The organism is Chitinimonas viridis (genome assembly GCF_030409555.1).
In the GTDB taxonomy this organism is placed as follows: domain Bacteria; phylum Pseudomonadota; class Gammaproteobacteria; order Burkholderiales; family Chitinimonadaceae; genus Chitinimonas; species Chitinimonas viridis.
Genome location: NZ_JAUFPU010000008.1, coordinates 94343 through 116253, shown reverse-complemented (window position 1 = coordinate 116253; position 21911 = coordinate 94343). Strand labels below are relative to the sequence as shown.

At 61.0% G+C, this 21911-nt stretch carries 18 protein-coding genes; 8 read left to right on the top strand and 10 right to left on the bottom strand.

Annotation, left to right across the window (positions count from 1 at the left end):
- The first annotated feature begins 221 nt into the window (after positions 1-221).
- Positions 222-1484 carry a D-amino acid dehydrogenase gene (locus tag QWZ03_RS09250; RefSeq protein ID WP_290332430.1) on the top strand — a complete coding sequence of 421 codons (1263 nt, stop codon included), beginning with the start codon at positions 222-224 and terminating at the stop codon, positions 1482-1484.
- An 80-nt stretch (positions 1485-1564) separates the two neighbouring features.
- Positions 1565-2302: a substrate-binding periplasmic protein gene (locus QWZ03_RS09245; protein WP_290332428.1), complete on the top strand. Its 738-nt coding sequence runs from the start codon at positions 1565-1567 to the stop codon at positions 2300-2302.
- Between the two features lie 67 nt (positions 2303-2369).
- Here QWZ03_RS09245 and trhA read toward each other — a convergent pair whose 3' ends face one another.
- The 3 genes from trhA to QWZ03_RS09230 form a co-directional block, all read right to left on the bottom strand.
- The gene (trhA, locus tag QWZ03_RS09240) at positions 2370-3011 is read right to left on the bottom strand and encodes a PAQR family membrane homeostasis protein TrhA (protein WP_290332426.1); all 642 of its coding nucleotides are present in this window, start codon (positions 3009-3011) and stop codon (positions 2370-2372) included.
- Between the two features lie 352 nt (positions 3012-3363).
- Positions 3364-4134 (bottom strand): Crp/Fnr family transcriptional regulator, encoded by a 771-nt coding sequence (locus QWZ03_RS09235; protein ID WP_290332425.1) that lies wholly within the window; start codon positions 4132-4134, stop codon positions 3364-3366.
- Between the two features lie 480 nt (positions 4135-4614).
- The gene (locus tag QWZ03_RS09230) at positions 4615-6435 is read right to left on the bottom strand and encodes a M61 family metallopeptidase (protein WP_290332424.1); all 1821 of its coding nucleotides are present in this window, start codon (positions 6433-6435) and stop codon (positions 4615-4617) included.
- 205 nt (positions 6436-6640) lie between these two features.
- Between QWZ03_RS09230 and QWZ03_RS09225 the strand changes: the two genes are divergently transcribed.
- The 4 genes from QWZ03_RS09225 to QWZ03_RS09210 all read left to right on the top strand — a co-directional run bounded on the left by QWZ03_RS09225 (position 6641) and on the right by QWZ03_RS09210 (position 12326).
- The gene (locus tag QWZ03_RS09225; RefSeq protein WP_290332423.1) at positions 6641-7861 is read left to right on the top strand and encodes an MFS transporter; all 1221 of its coding nucleotides are present in this window, start codon (positions 6641-6643) and stop codon (positions 7859-7861) included.
- Positions 7858-8478 (top strand): helix-turn-helix transcriptional regulator, encoded by a 621-nt coding sequence (locus QWZ03_RS09220; RefSeq protein WP_290332422.1) that lies wholly within the window; start codon positions 7858-7860, stop codon positions 8476-8478. Before QWZ03_RS09225 ends, QWZ03_RS09220 begins: the two co-directional genes overlap by 4 nt.
- Before the next feature lie 222 nt (positions 8479-8700).
- Positions 8701-10983, top strand: a complete 2283-nt coding sequence (locus tag QWZ03_RS09215; protein WP_290332421.1) for a TonB-dependent receptor — start codon at positions 8701-8703, stop codon at positions 10981-10983.
- Positions 10984-10994: 11 nt separating this feature from the next.
- Positions 10995-12326, top strand: coding sequence for a PepSY-associated TM helix domain-containing protein (locus tag QWZ03_RS09210; protein WP_290332420.1), 1332 nt, complete (start codon positions 10995-10997; stop codon positions 12324-12326).
- Between the two features lie 49 nt (positions 12327-12375).
- Here the strand turns inward: QWZ03_RS09210 and QWZ03_RS09205 are convergent, their stop codons facing one another.
- Positions 12376-12852, bottom strand: a complete 477-nt coding sequence (locus tag QWZ03_RS09205) for an Lrp/AsnC family transcriptional regulator (protein WP_284196821.1) — start codon at positions 12850-12852, stop codon at positions 12376-12378.
- 485 nt (positions 12853-13337) lie between these two features.
- Positions 13338-14162 carry an outer envelope protein gene (locus tag QWZ03_RS09200; RefSeq protein ID WP_290332419.1) on the bottom strand — a complete coding sequence of 275 codons (825 nt, stop codon included), beginning with the start codon at positions 14160-14162 and terminating at the stop codon, positions 13338-13340.
- A 212-nt stretch (positions 14163-14374) separates the two neighbouring features.
- On the opposite strand from QWZ03_RS09200, the gene aroA reads away from it, so the two are divergent.
- Both aroA and argS read left to right on the top strand, forming a co-directional pair.
- Positions 14375-15685, top strand: a complete 1311-nt coding sequence (gene aroA / locus QWZ03_RS09195) for a 3-phosphoshikimate 1-carboxyvinyltransferase (protein WP_290332418.1) — start codon at positions 14375-14377, stop codon at positions 15683-15685.
- 185 nt (positions 15686-15870) lie between these two features.
- A complete protein-coding gene (gene argS / locus QWZ03_RS09190) occupies positions 15871-17586 on the top strand; it encodes an arginine--tRNA ligase (RefSeq protein WP_290332417.1) in 1716 nt (571 codons plus the stop codon).
- Positions 17587-17770: 184 nt separating this feature from the next.
- Here the strand turns inward: argS and motD are convergent, their stop codons facing one another.
- From motD to QWZ03_RS09165, 5 genes are all read right to left on the bottom strand, one after another.
- Positions 17771-18559, bottom strand: a complete 789-nt coding sequence (gene motD, locus QWZ03_RS09185) for a flagellar motor protein MotD (protein ID WP_284196825.1) — start codon at positions 18557-18559, stop codon at positions 17771-17773.
- Between the two features lie 89 nt (positions 18560-18648).
- Positions 18649-19596 (bottom strand): S49 family peptidase, encoded by a 948-nt coding sequence (locus QWZ03_RS09180; RefSeq protein WP_284196826.1) that lies wholly within the window; start codon positions 19594-19596, stop codon positions 18649-18651.
- Between the two features lie 71 nt (positions 19597-19667).
- A complete protein-coding gene (locus QWZ03_RS09175) occupies positions 19668-20051 on the bottom strand; it encodes a Rieske (2Fe-2S) protein (RefSeq protein ID WP_290332415.1) in 384 nt (127 codons plus the stop codon).
- Positions 20044-20700, bottom strand: a complete 657-nt coding sequence (locus QWZ03_RS09170) for an HAD-IA family hydrolase (RefSeq protein WP_308447536.1) — start codon at positions 20698-20700, stop codon at positions 20044-20046. Before QWZ03_RS09170 ends, QWZ03_RS09175 begins: the two co-directional genes overlap by 8 nt.
- Positions 20700-21644, bottom strand: coding sequence for an RluA family pseudouridine synthase (locus QWZ03_RS09165; RefSeq protein ID WP_290332413.1), 945 nt, complete (start codon positions 21642-21644; stop codon positions 20700-20702). The genes QWZ03_RS09170 and QWZ03_RS09165 overlap by 1 nt, the downstream gene beginning before the upstream one ends.
- Between the last annotated feature and the right edge of the window lie 267 nt (positions 21645-21911).

Below are 21911 nucleotides of genomic sequence, written 5' to 3'. Positions count from 1 at the left end.
AAAGCGAGTATGGCATTCATGTTAGCTGTGCCTGGCGATCGGCAACAAGGCCTATCTGGCCGAACAAGCCGACATTGCCACGCCCTCCGCCCGGAAGACATGGCAAACTTGCCGACATAGTCTGCAAGCGCCGCCGCTACTTAGTTATTATTAGGCCCGCTACAGTGGCGATGCAAACGCCATCGCTTGCCCTGCCTGATATTGGCGCCAAGGAGAAACGGTTGAAAGTCATCATTCTGGGGGCCGGCATCACCGGTGTCAGTTCCGCCTGGTTCTTGCGCGAGGCCGGCTTTGACGTCACGGTCATCGACAGGCAGCCCGAAGCTGCCCTGGAGACCAGCTTTGCCAACGGCGGCCAGATATCGGTATCGCAGTCCGAACCCTGGGCCAACCCCGATGCCCCCCTAAAGGTGCTGAAATGGCTGTGGCGTGATGATTCACCGCTGCTTTTCCGCCCTAGGCTGGACCCCCGCCAATGGGCCTGGGGCCTGCAGTTCCTGCGCGAATGCCTGCCCAGCCGCAATGAGCGCAACATCATCCAGATGGTCAACCTGGGACTCTACAGCCGCGAGACACTGCGCGAGCTGCGCGCCAGCACCGGTATCGAATACGACCAACTGAGCCGCGGCATACTGCAGATATTCTTTGATCAGCAGACCTACGATGCGGCTGCCGAGTCGTCGGCACTGATGCGCCAATACAACTGCCACCGCGATGCCATCACGGCCGAGCGCGCCGTCGAACTGGAACCGGCCCTAGCCGGGCTAGGTAGCCGGCTGGTGGGCGCCATCTATGCCGAAGACGACGAATCAGGCGACGCCCGCCTGTTTACCCAGCGCCTGTCGCAACTGGCTGCCGCCAGGGGGGTCGAGTTCCGCTTCAACACCTGCATACGGGCACTGGAAAGCAGCGGTGGCGAAGTCAGCGGAGTGCGTGTTTGCGATAGCGATGGCCAGCAGGACACCCTGCGTGCCGATTACTACTTGGTCTGCCTGGGCAGCTACAGCCCCCTGCTGACCGCCCCTTTGGGCGTGTATCTGCCGGTGTACCCCACCAAGGGCTACTCGGCCACCGTGTCGCTGGAAGATTACGAGGGCGCCCCCACCGTCAGCATCACCGATGACGCCATGAAGATGGTCTATACCCGCCTGGGCGACCGCATACGCATAGCCGGCACCGCCGAGCTCAATGGCTACAACACCGAACTCAACGAGGTGCGCTGCGAGGCGCTGACCAGGCGTTACTTCTCCTTGTTCCCCAATTCGGCCGACCCCAACTCGGTGCAGTACTGGACGGGCTTGCGCCCATCCACCCCCTCCAACGTCCCCATCATCGGCCGCTCATCGGTGCGCAATCTTTTCCTCAACACCGGCCATGGCACCCTGGGCTGGACCGAAGGTCCTGGCTCGGGCCGGGCCATAGCTGAAATCATGGCAGGCAAGCGACCGGAGCTGGACTTCGGCTTTGTGGGCCTACAAGCCTGACGCGCCGCTCGGCGGCAGCCAGACCCAAGCCGGCGCTGACGTCCTAGACTGATAAGAAATACGTGTCTGAGGAGCTGTCGATGAAGTCCGCCTTGCTTGGACTGATCGTTACGTTGCTTGCCTGGCCGGTGCAGGCCATGGAGGTATTGCTCAATGCCTACCACCTCAAGCCACCTTACATCGTTGATGCTGATCGCGGCGTCGGCCTGTATTACGACCTGGCCCGCTATCTGAATGAACGCATCAGCGCCCATCAGTTCAAGACGGTCTACCTGCCACGGCGGCGACTGGAGAGCGACCTTGAGCTTGGCCGGCTCAAGGGCCTGGTACTGGGCGTGCATCCCATCTGGTTCAAGGACGAAACCCGTACCCGCTACCTTTGGTCACCCGCGTTCATGCAGGACGAGGACGTCGTCGTCTCCCGCACCGACAAGACCATCAACTATGATGGCCCGGACAGCCTCGTAGGCAAGCGCGTCGGGTTGCCCACTGGCTATTACTACTATGGGGTCGATGAGCTGGTCCGCTCCGGCCGCATCATCCGCGAAGATGCCTTCAGCGAGGGGGCCAATCTCGGCAAGCTGGCCCTGGGGCGTATCGATGCCGCCATCGTCAGCCGGCCTACGCTGGAGTACTACCTGCGCCACCAGCCGGAATGGACCGGGCGTTTCTTTGTGGCCAGCAAACCGCATGATCGCTTCGAGCGCTATATCCTGGTACCCAAGGAATACGCCGAGGTGCTGCCCGATCTCACTGCCGTACTCAGCACCATGGAGCGTGACCCGGTCTGGCGGGCGCAGCAGGAAGTGTATCGCTAGCGGCCCTGCGTACCAGGGGTCTGTTCACGATCTTTTTGCCCCGGGGTGAAAAAATCGTGAACAGGCTCTAACGGGTGGCAACGGCCATGACTGCCAGCACATGGCATGTGCTACCAGTCATGACAAACAGGTGCCAGATAAAATGCCCGAAGCGCACATGGGCATCCAGGGCGAAAAACAGCACGCCCACCGTATAGGCCATCCCGCCCGCTACCAGCCAAGCAAGGCTATCGGGCGTCAAATGCGCCGCCAGCGACCAGGCTGCGATCAACACCAGCCAGCCCATCAGCAGGTACAGGCCGGTGGAATACAGTGGTCGCCTCAGCAGGCCCATGGCCCGCAGTACCAAGCCGCCTACTGCCAACAACCAGACACCGCCAAACAGCAGCCAGCCCCACAGCCCTACTGCCGCACCCAGAGCAAACGGGGTATAGCTGCCTGCAATGAACAAGGGGATGGCACCGTGATCAAGCTGCAGCAAACGCTCGCGCCAACGGCACTCCGACACCGCGTGGTAGAGCATGGAGGTGAGATAGACCAGCACCATGGTGATCGAAAAAATGACGGTGCCAACGACCAGTGCACCATTGCCCTGGCGCATGCTGGCGACGATCAGCATGGGTGCAGCGACCATCGCAGCGATCAGGCCAATACCATGGCTCAGGCTGTTGGCAATCTCTTCTGGCTGGGTCTGCGTACGATGCGACATGTTCCTGGCGTGCTCGCGTGCCTTTGGAAAAAACGGCCCACTGGAGATGACGTTATCCAGTGCGTGGGCCATTAGTATGATTGGGGGAGCAGACAAACTCTTCGGGTATTGAGCGCCACGAGCCAATCCCTGCTGGCGTTGTTGCATCAGCCTGCCATACCCAGATACGGGCTTCTCATTGCATGCCCAGCCGAAACGCATCGCTGCTTTTTGCTAGTGGCCCTGGGCCCTGTCTTACCAAGTTTCAAGACTGCATTCTAGCGGGCCTATATGACCGTTTTATTTGCCACGCAGCGGAGCCATTAACCTGCACGGATTCTTGTGAGACCGCTGCGGCTTTTGCGCCACCTCTCTACGCGGTATGAAGCGCCACAGTTGGAATGGTGTCGGTATTTGTTATGACTTGGCGCTGCGGCAGGTAATGAAGCAGTAAATCGGTTTCTTTCTTGACCACAGAGTAACATTCACAACTCAGCGTTTCGAGCATGGGCCGGTCAAGCACCTTGATCAATCCACGCGAATAGGTAATGGCACCGAGCTGTTGCAGCTTCAACGCAGCCTGGGTGACGCTTTCTCGGCGAACACCTAGCATATTGCCAATAAACTCCTGCGTCATGGTCAAGCGATTGTGTGACAGTCTATCCATGGAAAGCAGCAGCCAGCGGCAGAGTTGTTGGTCGATGGAATGGTGACGATTGCACACTGCCGTCTGGGAGATTTGCGTGATTAGCGCCTGTGTATAGCGCAGCATCAGCAGTAGCAACTGACCATGGCGATTGAACTCCTCCTTCACCCGCTGTCTGGGTAGACGATAGGCGTAGCCTGCACTCTGCACCAATGACCTACTCGGTGTGCTCTCCCCGCCCATAAACAACGTAATACCTAGCAAGCCTTCGTTGCCAACAACAAGTATCGCGGTTGATGCGCCATTTTCCATCACATATTGCAGCGAAATAATAGCATCCGTCGGAAAGTAAACGTGACGCATGGGACGCCCTGATTCATACAAGACTGCACGCAATGGCAGGGGCACCAATTCCAGATAAGGGAACAAACGCTCTTGAACCTCTGGCGGCAAAGCGGCAAGGAGGTGATTCTGCTGGGGCCGGTGCTTGATCAACATTTCGGTACTCTCGGAACCATATTATGGGAGATCAAAAACTCAAAACCACTTGAGCCCACTATTTTTGGTGCACGCACACAAGCAATGACAAAATCCGAAGTTGCCAAGGCTCATCTTGCGCCAAATAAGCCAATCAATATGTTCGCCATCGAACATACAGATGATTTTTTAGGACTGTGCTGAATAGAAGCGAGTGCCTACCCAAAGCATACGCCGTGTCATTACCTGGATTTGAGGTACTGAGCGCGGCAACACCGTAGTGCGATCAAAGGGAGGCTTCTCAAGGCTCCCTGCAAGGAATAAGACGAAGGGGTTGGCACAGCAAGGTGCCAACCCCTTCGTCACTTGTATCGCATTGCGCATGCAAATCCCGCCTCTGGTATCGAGCCCATGTTGCGTCGATATCAGGCTTCCGAGCCCGGCCTAGCCAACGCCGCTACGCCGGACTTGGGGATTTGGCATAGCTCTGCCAGCTTGGCCTCAGGCTCCCAGCCAAGCGCGCCGCTCAGCCAGCTTGGCCTTGTCCTCTTCGCTCGCCTTCAAGCCCACGGTCGTGGCTGGTGCGCTATCGAGCTTGAGCTTGAACTTGAGCAGCTCATCGCGGCGGAAAGCCAGTACCTCCAGCTTGTCGCCCGGCTTGGCCGTGGCCAGTACAGCGTCCAGATTGGCCTGGTTGGCCTTGAGCCCGTCTATTGCCACCAGCACATCATTGGCCGACAAACCGGCATTCATGGCCGGGCCATCGGTAAACAGATGGGTCAGCTTCACCAGGCCGGCATCGGTGCCGGTACGCGCACCCAGCCACACGCCGGTTGGCTTGGCCTTGTCCAGCCAGCCACCCTTGTCGCCGGCACCCACCTGGGCACGCGCCTGCCATAGCACCCCCACCTGGGCCAGCGCCGTCTCCAGCGGCAGCTCCTCGGTGCTGCGCAGCAACAGGTCGAACAGCGGCCTGAGCTTGAGGCCCGTTACTTCCTCTGCCACGGCCTCCCAGCCCTCTTCTGGCACACCCACCGGCTTGCCCTGATAGAAATCGCGGCCATAGCGTTGCCACAGGGCCAGCATCACATCGTCCAGCGATTGCTTGCCTGCAGTTTCCTTGCGGATATGAAGATCGAGGCACATGCCTGCCAGCGCACCCTTGGTGTAGTAGCTCACCATGCTGTTGGGGGCGTTCTCATCGGGGCGATAGTATTTGATCCAGGTATCGAAGCTGGAATCCTCCAGCGTCTGCACCTGCCGGCCAGGCGAGCGCAACACGCCAGTGATGGTATGGGACAGCAGCTCGAGATAGCTATCCACCTCGATCAGGCCGGTACGCACCAGTGTCAGGTCGTCGTAATAGCTGGTCAGCCCCTCGAACGCCCACAGCAGGCGGGAATATGCCTCGCCATCAGCCGGGTAAGGCGCATAGGCCGCCGGTTTGATGCGCTTGACGTTCCAGGTATGGAAATACTCATGGCTGATCAAGCCCAGGTACTGACGGTAGCTGCTCTTCATGCCGGTCTCACCCGGCTGCGGCAGGCTGTCGCGGCTGCACATCAGCGCCGTGGAGGCACGGTGCTCCAGGCCACCATAGCCGTCCCCCGAGACAAAGCTCATGAACACATAGCGATCAAAGGGCGCCGGCTCGCCAAACAGCTTGATCTGGTACTCGCAGATGGCCTTGACGTCGCGCGCCAAGCGCTTGGAATCGATCTTGGGCAAACGGCCCGACAGCACGAAATCATGCGGCACGCCACAGGCTTTGAACTGGATCAGGGTGAAGTCGCCCAGCTCAACCGGGTGATCGATCAGCTCGTCGTAATTGGCCGCCGTATAGCTGCCAAAGGCAAAGGGCTTGGCCTTGAGGGGCTTGAGCGAGGTGGCCACCCGCCATTCACGGTAGTCCTTGCCTGCTGGCGCCACCAGGTCCACGACCACGGGTGCATCAAGCTGACCCTCCACCCCGAGGCACAGGCTGGTGCCATTGAAAAAGGCACGGGTCTGGTCCAGGTAGGCAGTACGCACCGACAGGTCAAATCCATACACGGTGTAGCGTACCGTCAACGGTGCACGGGTAGGGGCTACCTGCCAGCTGCGCTTGTCCAGCTTGGCCATGGGCAAGGCGCCGTGTTCATCAAACGCCTCGATACTGACAATATTCTTGGCAAATTCACGCACCAGATAGGAGCCCGGTATCCAGACCGGCAATCCCAGCCGCTGACCAGCAGGCTCTGGTTTGTCTATGGTGAGCGTGATTTCAAACAGATGGGCTTCGGGCGAGACGGGTACGATACGGTAGTGAATAGCGGGCTTCATGGCGGCCTGTTTTTGACTGCGGGGGAAAGGCCGGAAGTTTACGCCCTTGTTCGGCAAAGCAAAATCGGCAGATGACAGCAGGGTGACGATACAACGCCGGCACGCGCCGCAAGTTCAGCCCTCTCCGTTAATTTGTAACTATTTTTGTTTACTTAATGGCGTACGCGTTGCACACTGAAGCCCTGCCCCCATACCGGCCTCCGCCATGAAACACACCCTGCTGATCACTGCGGCCTGCCTGCTGGCCCTGCTTTCCACCATAGGCGCCGCCCTGCCCTACCCCATCCTGCCACCCTTGTTCGCGGCTGGCAGTGTCAATGAGTTCAATCACTTCATGGGGCTGCCACCCAAGCTGCTGTTCAGCTTGGCGCTGGCCATCAATCCGCTGGGGCTGCTGATCGGCTCCACCTTGCTGGGCCCCCTGTCCGACCGCTATGGACGCCGCCCGGTACTGATCACCACCGCCCTGGGCGCCGCCTTGGGCCATGCCCTCACGGCAGTGGCACTGGTGCTGGAGTCTTACCCGCTGTTCATGCTGGCACGCTTTGCCACCGGCCTGCTGGAAGGCAATGGCTCGGTCGCCCGGGCCCTGCTGGCCGACAAGCTGGAGGGTGACCTGCGGGTGCGCGCCTTCTCCTGGTTGAACGGTGCCTTTTACCTCGGCTGGCTGGCCGGGCCATTGCTGGCCGCCGCGACCCTTGGTTGGGGCGTGACGGCCCCCTTCTGGGTGGCCGCCATCGCATTGCTGCTCACCGCCCTGCTGGTAGCGCTGGCCCTGCCGCGTGAATCCGCCAGTAAGGCCACCACCTCGTGGTGGCAGGTGGCTCGCCATCAACATGCACTCAATCTGTTGCGCCACGCCGAGCTACGCACCCTGTTTGCCATACAGCTGGCCTATACCTGCGGCGTCACTGCTTTCTACGAGTTCTATCCGCTCTGGCTGGTGGAGTTCGCCCGCTACGACGCCCGCGGCATAGCCTGGGCCACTGCGGCGCTATGCGGGCTGATGACGGCCACCTCCCTGCTGGCCGGCCGCCCCAGCAATACACCGCCCCTGCAACGCGCCAGCCTCTATGCCTATGGCACTGCCGCCACGGTCGCCTTTGTCGCCCTGGCCGATGTCCGTTTCGGCCTAGCTGCCATCGTGCTGTTTGCCATCCCCAACGCCTATTACAACGCCATCGTGCCCGCCTGGTGTGCCGACCGCTTTGGCCACCATGGCCAGGGAGCCGTCATGGGCCTGCTGGCCACCACCTTCTGCTTGGCTAATATACTCATGGCCATGGCAGGTGCTGTGCTGACGCTGATCGATACCCGATTGATCCTGTTGCTGGGTGCCGCCTCCACCACCTGGGCAGCCTGGCGTATCACCCACTGGCGCTTAGCATCCTCACAAGATGCCGCAGTCCAGACCGTGCATTCATGAATACCGCCGATCAAATCCTCTTCCTGCTCAAGACCCGCGGGCCGCAAACTGCCCAGCAACTGGCGGCCATGCTGGATCTCACCTCCATGGGCGCCCGCCGCCACCTGGAAGGCTGGCAGGAGAAAGGCCTGCTCAGCAGCGAGGACCGCGCCGACAAGGTAGGCCGGCCAGCCCGCTACTGGCTACTGACCGAGGCCGGCCACGCCCGCTTCCCGGACCGCCACGCCGACCTGACCTTACAACTGCTGGAGCAGGTGCGCAGCCTGTTCGGCGAGGCCGGGCTGGACAAGCTGATCAGCGCCCGCGAAAACAGTAGCGAGGCTCTTTACCGCGAGCGGCTGGCCAGCAGCCCAACACTGGACGACAAGGTAGCCCACCTGGCCCAGGCCCGCGACGAGGAAGGCTATATGGCCGAAGTCCAGCCTGCCGCCGATGGCAGCCTGCTGCTGATAGAGAACCATTGCCCCATCTGCGCCGCGGCACGCGTATGCCAGGGGTTTTGCCGTTCCGAGCTGGAGGTGTTCCAGCGGGTGCTGGGTCCGGATTGCACGGTGGAGCGTGCCGAACACGCCCTGGCGGGTGCCCGCCGCTGTGTCTACCTGATCAAGCCTGTGTGAGTATCTGCCCATGCCCATTGCACGCTTTATTTCATCCGATGGGCCTTACCTTGAGGCCTTGATCGAAGTGGATGGGTAGGTGCTGTGCGTCATCGGCGCATACCTCGCCTTCACCATACAGCGCCTGACAGCGCGCCCAGGCTAAGCTGCCGCGACAACATGTCGCAGGCCGCGCCACCCCAAGTTCCCTAGAATCCGGCCGATTCAAACAGGGAGCGCAGCATGCAGTACACACCACTGGCCGCAGCCTTGCTGGCAGCCGTATCTGCCCAGGCCTTTGCAGATCATCGCGACAAGGAAGCGCCGGTTAAAGAGCTGGGCACCATCACGGTATCTGGCCAGCGGGTCAGCTCCCTGCCACGCCATATCCCCACCACCGTGGAGGGCATCAGCGGCAAGCAGGTGGAGGAAACCATCAACGCCATCGACAGCGAAGACGCGCTCAAATACCTGCCCAGCCTGAATGTGCGCAAGCGCTTTATCGGTGACTACGATCATGCCGTGCTTGCCAGCCGTGCCTCCGGCACCGGCAACAGCGCCCGCTCGCTGGTCTACGCCGACGGCATCCTGCTCTCCAACCTGTTGGGCAACGGCGCCAGCTTTACCCCACGCTGGGGCCTGGTAACGCCCGAGGAGATTGCGCGGGTGGACGTGCTCTACGGCCCATTCTCTGCCGCCTACTCCGGCAACGCCGTCGGCGCGGTGGTCGATTACGTTACCCGCATGCCCAGGCAGTTCGAAGCCCATGTCAAACTAAGTGGATTTCGCCAGGGCTACCAGCAGTACGGCACCGATGATCACTACAGTGGCAATCAGGCCAGCGCCTCGCTGGGCAACCGCAACGGCAACTGGTCCTGGTGGTTCAACGTCAACCAGCTCGATAGCGATGGCCAGCCCATTGCCTTCGTCAATAAACTGGCCAGCAGTGGCACGGCCATCAGCAACGGCGTTGCCGTGACCGGCGCCATAGCCGACAAGAATCCGAAGAACCAGGACTGGTGGATACTGGGTGCAAGCAATCAGGTACACACCGTGCAGCGCCACGCCAAGGCCAAGCTGGCCTACGATTTCACGCCCGGCCTGCGGGCCAGCTACACCCTGGGCTGGTGGCAGAACCATGCCGAGCGCCACTCGGACAGCTATCTGCGCGATACGCAGGGCAGGCCCGTCTATAGCGGTAATATCGTCCTCGGCGGTCGGCAGTACAGCCTGCAGGCCACCGACTTTGGCACCAGCCGTGGCGCGCTTACCCATCTGATGCATGGCCTGTCGCTCAAGCAGCATGGTCAAGGACAGTTCGACTGGGAAATCGCCGGCAGCCTCTACGACTACCATCGCGATCAGGTACGCAGCCCCACCACGCCTTTGCCCCTTGCGCTGACGGGGGGCAATGGCCAGCTTACCGACATGGCCGGTACAGGCTGGCGTACGCTGTCGCTCAAAGGCATATGGCACCCCGGTGGCCCACAGGGCGAGCATCAGATCGATCTAGGCGTGCAAGCCGACACCTATCAATTGCGTACACGGGTGGGTGGCACCCGCCATTGGCAACACGGCGGTGCTGAAACAACCCTTTCCGCCTTCAGCGGCAATACCCGCCTGCAAAGCCTGTACCTGCAGGATACCTGGCGCTTTGCTCCAGACTGGCGCACCACCCTGGGTGGCCGCTTCGAACGCTGGCAGGCCTGGGGTGGCGAAATTGCCAATGCCACCAGCCGGCTCCGCTTTGCCGAGCGCAGCGAACAGCACTTCTCGCCCAAGGCCGCGCTCGCCTACCGGGCCAATGCGGATTGGCAGCTCAAGGCCTCGCTGGGCCGTTCGGTGCGCATGCCCACGGTGGCCGAGCTCTACCAGGGCACCATCTCAGCCGGTGTCATTGTCAACAACGACCCCAAGCTCAAACCCGAACGCGCCTGGACCAGCGAATTGACGGCAGAGCGGCGGCTGGATGGGGGTAGCCTGCGCAGCACCCTGTTCCTTGAAGACAGCCGCGACGCGCTGTACTCGCAGACCGATGTCACCGTCACACCCAACGTCACCAATATCCAGAATGTGGATGCCATACGTACCACGGGCCTGGAAATGGCCTTGCAATTGCAGGATGTGGGCTTGCATGGCCTGGATCTCAGCAGCAGCCTGACCTACGCCCATTCCATCATCACCCGCAATGCACGCTTCCCCGCCAGCGTGGGCCGCTGGCAGCCCCGGGTGCCACAATGGCGGGCCAACCTGCTGGCCAGCTATCATCTGAGTGCCGCGCTCAGCACCAGCGTGGGCCTGCGCTACAGCGGCAAGCAATACGGTACGCTGGATAATTCCGACCCAAATGGCGACACCTATACCAGCGTCAGCCGCTTTCTGGTGGCCGACATCCGGGCTCGTTACCGCTTCAGCAAGCAATGGTCCGCTGCCGTAGGCGTAGACAACCTCAACAACACCCGCTACTGGGCCTTCCACCCCTATACCCAGCGCACGGTCTTTGCCGAACTGCGTTTCGATAACTGAGCGAACCCCACTTGCCCTCCCACGCCTTGCCCACTCTGCCGTCGTTGCAAGCCCGCCGCCGCAGCCTGCTCTGGCGCATCCATTTCTGGGCTGCGCTGATCGCCTCGCCATTTGCCTTGCTGGCTGCGCTGACAGGCTTGCTATACGTATTCACGCCGCAAATCGAATCACAGCTTTACAGCCCACTGCGGGAGGTACAGGCCAGCGGCAGCCGGCAAAGCCTGGACAGCTTGATAGACCGTGCCACCCGGCACGCCCCCTCCGGCATGGTGCTCCATAGCGTACGCCCGCCCTTCTTGCCGACCGACAGCGCACAAATGGTGTTCAGCGCAGATCCGGGCCTGGCTGGCGAGCACGCACGGCATGGGCATGCGGCAACGGCGGATCGGGGTCGGCTCATCATTTTTGTAGACCCCTACACTGCTCAGATACTGGGCAGTCTGTGGGAGGACGAGCAGTTCAGCTCATGGGCGCAAAGCCTGCACGCCAGCCTGCTGCAAGGTGAAGGTTGGCGCTGGTTGATCGAACTGGCTGCCAGCTGGCTCATGATCATGCTGCTGACAGGCATTTACCTAGCATGGCCCGATAGCTTGCCATCGCTACTGCCGCGCAAGGGATTGCAGGGACGGCGCTGGTGGCGCCAATGGCATGCCTTGCTGGGTCTGGTGCTCAGCCTGATCAGTCTGGTGATACTCACCACCGGGCTCACCTGGAGCAAGTATGCAGGCGAGCAGATACGCAGCCTACGCGATATGACGGGCCAAGCGCCGCCCAGAGCGCCCAAGCAGCTGCAATCGCAGGCGCCCGATGGTGCGACACCCCTAGGCTGGCAAGCCATCTGGGATCACAGCCGGCAACAGGCACCACAGATCGCCATGCAGCTCACCCCACCCAAGCAGGCTCTAGGTGTCTGGCGCGCCAACAGCATCAACACGGCAGAGCCGCTCAAGCGCTTTGAGCTGCTGTTGGATCGATATACCGGCCAAGGTCTGTATTACGCAGGCTGGGAACAGCAAACCGCATTCAGCAAGGCAACGGCTATAGGCATACCATTTCACCGGGGCGATTTCGGTTGGTGGAACCAGGGCTTGCTGCTGTTGTTTGGCCTGGGCGTCGTGTTTTCCCTTGTCTCCGGCTGGGTGATGTACTTCCAGCGTCGCCGTCACGGCGCCAGCGTGCTGCCCAGGCTGCTGCCCGGCAGTTGGCGAGCCTTGCCGATAGCTGCCTGGCCCTTGCTACCCATCCTGATGCTGGGCATGCCCGTACTGGCAGCGTCATCCTGTGTCATTGCGCTGATGGAAGGCTGGCTGCATTACCGTGAGCGCGCTGCTATCCGTCAATAAGAGCCTGTTCACGATCTTTTCGCCGGGGTGAAAAATCGTGAACAGGCTCTTAAACCTGCACGGACGACACTTGCTTCATGCAGCGCAACACAAACATCGAGCGGCTATGGCGTATGCCTGAGATGCGGTACAGCTTCTCGCGCAGAAAGCGCTCATAGCCAGCCGTGCCGTCGACCGCCACCTTGACCAGGTAGTCGTATTCGCCCGAGACCAGATAGGCCTCCAGCACTTCGGGCAGCAGCGCCAGCTCCTCGCCGAAGCGGGCCAGTGCATCATCCTCGTGCCTGTCCAGCGTCACTTCCAGCAGTACCGTATCGGCCAAACCCATCTTCTGCTGATCTATCAAGGCCACATAGCCCTGAATATAACCCTCGTTTTCCAGTTGCCGGGTACGGTTCCAGCACGCCGTGGTAGACAGGCCTACCTGTTCCGCCAGCTCGGCATTGCTGAGCCTGGCATTGCGCTGTAGCGCACGCAGTATCTTGCGGTCCTGGGCGTCCAGAGGCCGATGTTTGGCAGCCGTCATCTTGATTAAGAATCCTGTTCTATATTTGTGAAAATTTCAGGAATATTTATCAGAATAATACGGATAATTACACAAAGATAGAAAGCCTATTCACCACCGGCCTAGGTATATTTTCCCTCACGCTTTCGTGTCTGGGCGGTGATGCTGGCCACAAGCCAGGCAGAATAACCGCGCCACCACAATACGGCGGCCGGTACGCAATGCCGCGCTCCACAGGGTGCGGACAGGGGGCAAGCGGGGTGCGACTGGCACCTTCAATGCGTCCACCTGGCACGAGGCGAACCCTGTAAAAACCTGCTGTCGTTGAAAAACCGAACGGCAGCGGATTGCCGAGGGTGATTCAAACAGGAGAGAGCCTGCGGGTTCAGGCTACGCTGACGTCCAGCGCCAGGTTTGCCCTGGCGCCTGCTCATTCCGCCACCATCCATGACATGAGTTCATTGCAGGCACTACCAGCCTGCTTAGGTGACGGCAACCGCACCGCCCTAGAAATGAAACTCCAGCAGCAGTTGCGGCACCTTGGCCTCCGTACCATTCCCAGGCCGGTTGCCGAACTTGTTGCGCCAGTACTGGTAGCCCACACCTGTCCAGAGCTGGTTCTTTTTGCCATATAGTTTGCTGACATCCGCCAGCAGCGCAGACTCCAACAATGTTTCCGGCTCGGTCTGCACGCCAAAGCCATCCTTGCCCTTCTCGCCTATATAGTTGGCAAAGCCCTTGAACTTGAGCGGCACGCTGGTACTGATGGGGAAACTCCAGGCCGTGCTGACGCCCCAGGTAGCATCGAAATTCACTCGGCGCCCCACTATGCCGTTGTTATTGCGCTCCTTCATGAAGAGCAGCGACACATCCCAAAAGCCCGGCACATCGAAACGCAGCTTGGGGCCGGTCACAAACAGCTTTTTGCGTGGCGCAAACCGGGTGTCCTTGGTATTGAGGTCTATCCCTGTCATCCAGCCTACATCGCGTACCGGGCCAAACTTCACCGGCTGCCCACGTATGGCCGAGAAACTCAAGGTATTGCGATAGGCCAGATACGCTTCACGGGCGCCGCCACCATTGCGGGCGGGATCGTCGGCTTCGGAGAACAGCAGGTCCAGGTTTACGAAATTATCGCCATAGGCAAAGCCACCCACATACTGAAGCTGCACGATGCGCTTGCTTATATCCTTGGTATTGCCGGGCTCGGCATAATCGGTACCGTAGCGCATGCCGATAAAGGGGTCGGACCAGTTGGCCGCCGCCACCGTCCCACAAACCAGGGCCAGGCAGCCCACCCTTGCCGCGCTGCTTAGATAGATGTGTCGCATGGCCTGCTCCTGTGTCTAGGCTTGAATACCCACTATAGGTGACGCTGGCAAAGCTACCGCACCGCAGCGCCATCCCCCTCTCCACGCCCAGCCTGGATTAGCCCCCGATAGCCAAGACACCTCATTGCCGCGAACGTCAGCTTTCCAGCACAGCCCACCCCGGCTACACTCGGCAGTCCCTTCTGCACCGCAACATTTTTATTCGGCCGCCCATGGAACATCTCGATCTCGCCCCCAGCACTGCCACCGCCGGTACGGTACGCCTGCCAGGCTCCAAGAGCATTTCCAACCGCACTCTCTTGCTGGCTGCGCTCAGCGAGGGCAGCACCGAGGTGCGCGGCCTGCTCGACTCGGACGATACCCGCCGCATGCTGGAGGCACTGACCAGCCTGGGCGTGCACTGGACGCAAACCGGCGAGCGCGCCTATCGGGTGGAAGGCGTGGGGGGCAAGTTTCCCAACCAACAGGCCGATCTGTTCCTGGGCAATGCTGGCACAGCCTTCCGTCCGCTGACTGCCGCGCTGGCGCTGATGCAGGGCCACTACCAGCTGAGCGGCGTACCACGCATGCACGAGCGCCCCATAGGCGATCTGGTGGACGCGCTGCGCGAGCTGGGCGCGCAAATCGACTACCTGGGTACGGAAGGCTACCCGCCGCTGGCCATCAAGCCCTGGCAGAATCAGCACAATGAGCGCCCTGGCCTGCGTACTCGCGTGCGCGGGGATGTGTCCAGCCAGTTCCTCACAGCCCTGCTGATGGCCCTACCATTGAGCGGCGAAGATGCCTTGATCGAAGTCACCGGCGAGCTGATTTCCAAGCCTTATATCGAGATCACCCTCAACCTGATGCGCCGCTTTGGCCTGCATGTGGAACGCCGTGGCTGGAGCGAATTCCACCTGCCTGCCGGACAGTCCTACCACTCGCCCGGCTTGATCCATGTCGAGGGTGACGCCAGCTCTGCCTCCTACTTTCTGGCCGCTGGCGCCCTGGGTGGTGGCCCGGTGCGGGTGGAAGGCGTGGGTGCAGACTCCATCCAGGGTGACGTCAAGTTTGCCGATACCCTGGCACAGATGGGCGCGCTGATTGCGCTGGGCGAGGACTGGATAGAATCCAGCGGCCCTGTCGCCGCCCGTGGCGGCAAGCTGCGCGCCATCGACGCCGATCTCAACCATATCCCCGATGCGGCCATGACCATTGCCGTGCTGGCATTGTTTGCCGATGGCACCACCACCATACGCAATGTCGCCAGCTGGCGCGTGAAGGAAACCGATCGGCTCAGCGCCATGGCGACCGAACTGCGCAAGGTGGGCGCCACGGTGGAAGAAGGCGCCGATTACCTGCGCATCACCCCACCGGCCGTGCTCACACCCCATGCCGTCATTGATACTTACGACGACCACCGCATGGCCATGTGCTTCTCGCTGGTGGCCGTGGGCGGCACACCCATACGCATCAACGACCCGCGCTGCGTGGGCAAGACCTTCCCCGAATACTTCGACGTGCTCGCTACCGTATCCCGATGATTTGGTCGGCCTACCGCCAGCCGGTACAATAGCGCCCAATGCAGGCTGCCTATCCTCTCTCCTCCGGGAGAGGGCTGTGTGAGGGGATGCCGCCTGCCACCCAGACTGTTTTCCCTAATTACCCATGTCGCGCCGCCTGCCCTCTCCCGGCAGGCTTGGTCGCCGGCCTGGATGGCACAACTGATATGTCTCTGCTTCCCCTACTGAATCAACGCTTTGCTGCTGCCCTTGCGGCGGTAGGCGCACCCGACGGCCAGGCATTGGTGCAATTGGCTGGCCGCCCCGAGTTTGGCGACTACCAGATGAATGGCGTGATGGGTGCCGCCAAGGCACTCAAGCTCAATCCGCGGGAGCTGGCCCAGAAGGTCATAGACAGTGTGGATCTGGCCGGTATCGCCGCCAGCCTCGAGATAGCAGGGCCTGGCTTCATCAATATCAAGCTCGATGACGGCTTCCTGGCCCAGCGGATCGAAACCGCCCTGACCGACCCCAAGCTGGGCGTCGATGCCCTGCCTCGCCAACGGGTGATGGTGGAGTACTCTTCGGTCAACCTGGCCAAGGAGATGCACGTTGGTCACCTGCGTGGCGGCATCATTGGCGACGCGCTTGCCCGCATCAATGATTTCGTCGGCCAGGATGTGATACGGCAAAACCATGTGGGCGACTGGGGCACCCAGTTCGGCATGCTAGTCGCCTTCATGGTGGAATCGCGCAAGGCGGGCGAGGCGGAATACGCGCTCAAGGATCTCGATACGTTCTACAAGGCATCCAAGAAGCGCTTTGACGAAGACCCTGCTTTTGCTGACCTGGCCCGTGACTATGTGGTCAAGCTGCAAGGTGGCGATGCCGAGGTGCTAGCGCTGTGGCGGCAGTTCGTCGAGCTGTCGCTGGCACACTGCAACGATATCTACCAAAAGCTGGGCCTGCTGCTCAACGATGGCGATGTCCGTGGTGAAAGCTTCTACAACAATGACCTGCCGGTGCTGGTGGACGAACTGCGGCAGCAGGGCCTGCTGACTGAAGACCAGGGCGCCCAGGTGGTGTTCCTGGACGAGTTCAAGAACAAGGAAGGCGATCCGGCAGCCTATATCGTGCAGAAGCAAGGTGGCGGCTACCTTTACGCCACCACCGACCTGGGCGCCATCCGTTTCCGTGCCCGCGAGCTCAAGCTCGATCGCTGCCTCTATGTGGTGGACGCACGCCAGGCCCTGCATTTCCAGCAGTTGTTCACAGTGGCGCGCAAGGCCGGCTTCGCGCCTGCCAGCCTGCAACTGGAACATGTGGCACACGGCACCATCATGGGTAAGGACGGCAAGCCGTTCAAGACCAAATCTGGCGACTCCATCAAGCTGGGGGAATTGCTGGATGAAGCCATTGAACGCGCCTACCAACTGGTCAGCGAAAAGCGCCCAGAGCTCGACGAGTCCGCCCGTCGTGAAATCGCCAAAGCGGTTGGCATTGGTGCGCTCAAGTATGCCGATTTGTCGAAGAACCGTACCACCGACTACATCTTCGACTGGGACACCATGCTGTCCTTCGAAGGCAACTCAGCACCTTACCTATTGTTTGCCTACACCCGCGTCCGCAGTATCTTCCGGAAGGTGGGAGAGTGGGACAGCAAGTCTACCGTTGCATTGACTGAGCCTGCCGAGCACGCTCTCGCCCTGGAACTGTCGCGCTTCGCCGATGTGGTGCATCAAGTGGCGCACGACAGCCAGCCGCATTTCCTCTGCGCCTACCTGTACAACGTGGCCACCGCCTTCTCGCGTTTCTATGAGGCCTGTCCAGTAATACAGGACGGCCAGACCAATGCCTCCCGCCTCAAGGTCTGCGACCTGACCGCCAAGGTACTGGCACAAGGCCTGGGCTTGCTGGGTATTGCCGTGCTGGAAGCCATGTAAGTCGCACCCGGCCGACCCGGCCGTACCTAATAGCGCACTACCCGCGCACGATAAAAAACCGCCAGCTATGGCGGTTTTTTGCGGCATGCTGCATCGGGTTGGGAAGCCTATCGGGATGCCAGCCACCTCAGAACCCCGGCAAGCGACTCGGTATTGAGGTGTAAGCAACGCCCCGCAGGCCCCATCATGCGGTAGGCGCACTCTGCAGCGTTGCCGGCTGTTCGCTGGTGTCGGTCAGTATCTGTATGGTCACCCGCCGATTGCGCGAGCGTCCGGCAGCGTTCTCATTGGGTTCCACCGGGCGGTTCTCGCCAAAGCCCAGCGCCACCAGCCGCGATGCTGCGACGCCACTGGCCTCGAACAGGCGCACCACCGTGCCGGCGCGTGCTGCGGACAGCTCCCAGTTGGAGGGAAACTGCGGCGAGGCAATGGGGACGTTATCGGTATGGCCTTCGATCTGGATCAGGTTCTTGCCCTGTGCCAGTTTCTGCGCAATGGTCCGTAACGAACCACTGGCCGTGGTCTCCAGCGTGGCCGAGCCCACCGGAAACAGCAGGTTGGCGTTCACATCGATGGCTACCCCGCGCTTGTTCTCGCTGATGCGTATCTGGCCGTCATCAATCATGGGGGCCAGCGCCTCCTTCAGCTCGGACTGTATTTCCTTCATGGCCGCCGCCTTCTCGGCCTGTTCCTGCAGCAGCTTCTGCGCCTCGCGCCGCTCCTTGAATGGCAGGGCGATCACATTCTGGTTGTTGCCATTGGGATCGCTTTTCAGCAGCGCATTGCTGGAGGTATCAGGCTTGCTGAAGGCCACGGTCAGCGAATCGGACAAGACCTTGTACTTGCCCTCGTTGACCTGCGAGATGGCGTACATCACCACAAAGAAGGCAAACAACAGGGTAATGAAGTCGGCGTACGACACCAGCCAGCGCTCGTGGTTGTCGTGGTCCTCGTGCTTACGCTTGCGCGCCATTGTTTTCATCCCTGGAGACAGCAACGGCCCAAACTACCGGGCCGTGCCTTGAACCGATCAACCTTACACCGGATAGATATCGGCCAGTCTTACTTTAGCTTGAGTTCCATAAAGCTGCCCAGTTGGGCGCCAGCAGAAGCGCCGATGGAACGGGCAAAGCGTTGTGCCCAATCCTCGCGCGGGGTGAAGTCGACGATCTCCTCGGCCTTGACCACGTCACGCGCCACGCTTTCGGCATTGCCGTAACCATCGGCCAGGCCCAGGGCCACGCTCTTCTCGCCACTCCACACCAGGCCGGAGAACATGTCAGGCGTCTCTTTCAGGCGCTTGCCACGGCCGGTACGCACCACGTCGATGAACTGCTGGTGGATTTCGCCCAGCATCTGCTTGGCGTATTCGGTTTGGGTAGCCGATTGCGGCGAGAAGGGGTCCAGGAAACCCTTGTTATCACCCGCCGTCAGCAGCCGACGCTCCACACCCAGCTTCTCCATGGCACCGGTAAAGCCAAAGCCATCCATCAGCACGCCGATCGAGCCCACCAGGCTGGCCTTATCGACATAGATCTTGTCGCCGGCCACCGCCACATAGTAACCACCCGAGGCGCAGATATCGTCCACCACCACATACAGCGGTGTATTGGGGTGCAGCTTGCGCTGGCGCTTGATCTCATCGTTGATCTGGCCTGCCTGCACCGGGCTGCCGCCGGGGCTGTTGATACGCAGTATCACGCCCTTGGTATTCTTGTCCTTGAAGGCATTGCGCAAGCCCTCGTTGATGGTGTCAGCGTTGGCGCCCTCACCCGCTGCGATCACGCCGGTCAGGTCAACCAGCGCGGTATGCGGGCCGGTAGTAGTGCCTTCAGGGGCTTCGCCATGGCGCCAGGTCACGATGATGGCCAGCACCAGGAACAACCAGGCAAAGCCGGCAAACTTGAAGAAGATGCTCCAGTTACGGCTCTTGCGCTGTTCCTTCAGCGTCGTCATGACCAGGCGCTCCAGCACCTGACGTTCCCAGTTCGGGTTTTCTTGCTCGCTCATAGTTTCCTCTGTTACCAATCACACCAGACAGCGCTTGCCATCCGGCCAGTCAATCATCTTGGGATAGCGGCTCAGCGCCAGCCATCCTGTTCAGGCCGGGCATCCGGCAGAAAGAATACCTCACCACCCTCTTCCACCAGCACCAGCTTGGTCAGCCGCGCACCCTTGCACGGCCCCCCCAGGCATAGCCCGGTATCGGGCCTATAGTATGCGCCGTGGGTAGCACAGATCAAATACGAACGGCTCAGGTCAAAGAAGTCGCCTTCATTGAAATCCAGCTCTACCGGTATGTGGGCGCAGGCGTTCAGGTAGCCCTGTACCTTGCCATGCCAGCGCACCACGAACCCCGGTGCCGGCACGCCGGCCCACTCGGCCTGAAAGCGCTTACCCAAGCCACTGTCGGGCAGTTCTTCGCTGGCGCAGATACGCCACTTGCGCCCAGCATAATCAGCCATGCTCACGCAACCACCCATCCAGTTCAGCAAAGGTATCGAACAGGCCCAGCGGCTGCAACGCAGCCAGATCGGCCTTGGGGTGCGCACCATAGGCCACGCCCAGTGCAGGCGTGCCGGCGTTCAGCGCCATCTGCAGGTCGTGCGTGGTGTCGCCTATCATCACGCTGCGCTGGGGCGCGACACCCAGTAATTCAGTGATCTCCTCCAGCATCTGCGGATGCGGCTTGGAATGGCACTCGTCGGCACAGCGGGTGGTCTCGAAAAACGCCCCCATACCGGTCTGTTCCAATACCCGATCAAGGCCACGGCGCGATTTACCGGTGGCCACGGCCATCTGGTAGCCCGCCGAGCGGTAGTGAGCCAAGGCCTCGGCCACGCCATCGAACAAGGCAATCTCGCCGTCGCGGGCCAGGTAGTGGGTCTTGTATGCATCCACGATCTGCGCCACCTGTGCTGCCGTGGCTTCGGGGGCCAGGAAGCGCATGGCTTCATTCAGGCCATATCCAATCACGTAGCTGGCTTGCTGCCGGCTGGGTACGGCCAAGCCGACGTCGGCAAACGCCAGTTGGATGGAACGGGTAATCAGTGCGGTGGAATCGGCCAGGGTGCCGTCCCAATCGAATATCAGGAGATCAAAGCGGTCGGCCATCAAAGCGATTCCAGGCTGTTCATATAGGTTTGCAGTTCCAAGGGCAGCGGCGCCTCCAGCTTGAGCGGCTCGCCACTGATGGGATGGTTCAGCGTCAACCGCCAGGCATGCAGGAACATGCGCTTGAGCCCTTGCCGCGGCAGCGCCTTGTTCAGTGCAAAATCGCCGTACTTGTCATCGCCCAGGATAGGAAAGCCCGATTGCGCACAGTGCACCCGTATCTGATGGGTACGGCCGGTTTTCAGTTCGCACTCCAGCAAGGTGGCACCGGCAAAGGCGGCCTTGCGGTTGAATACCGTGTGGGAGTCCTGGCCATCGGGGGTCACGTTCACCCGGCGCTCACCGTCTGCCGTGACATATTTCTGCAGCTTGAAACGCACATGCCGCCTTGCGTCGGGGAACACCCCCTTCACCAGTGCCAGATAGCGTTTGTCCATACCGCGGTCATTACGCAACATCTCGTGCATGGCCACCAGCGCAGCCCGCTTCTTGGCCACCAGCAATATGCCGGAGGTCTCGCGGTCCAGCCTGTGCACCAGCTCCAGGAACTTGGCTTGGGGCCGCAAGGCACGCAATTGCTCGATCACCCCAAAGCTCACGCCGCTGCCGCCATGCACCGCCACGCCGGCCGGCTTGTCTATCACCAGCAGCGCCTCGTCCTCATACAGTATGGGCAGTGCCGGCCCACGGGCCGCAGCTGCCTGGCTAGGCTTGGCGCTGGGTTCCGCCAGGCGGATGGGCGGTATGCGTATCTGGTCGCCTTCCACCGTGCGATAGGTGACGTCGGCCCGCCCCTTGTTCACCCGCACCTCTCCCGAGCGCACGATCCGGTAGATCAGCGACTTCGGCGCACCCTTAAGGTGCTTCATCAAATAGTTATCCAAACGTTGGCCGGCTTCTTCGCTGCCGACCACGAGGTACGAAACTTTGCTAGGGGTGTCCATCTGACATATACTCTGGCGGTCTTGCCATCCGCTTAGGCCGGCCTTGCCGGAACCACCGGCGGCAGACCGTCTGTTCTACCGCACCGGGCCAAAATGGCCGCTGCGGTCTTCAAAGGAACGGATTATCTCACGCGCGACCGGCTCGCGCGGCCTTTCCCGCTCTTTCCCCTACGTCTTTTTCTCTCTTGCCGTGCCGGCTACCCGCCAGGCACCACGTGCGCAAGGCAGACGTGAGCGCTTAGGTGCGCCAAACCAGGGAAACTCGGA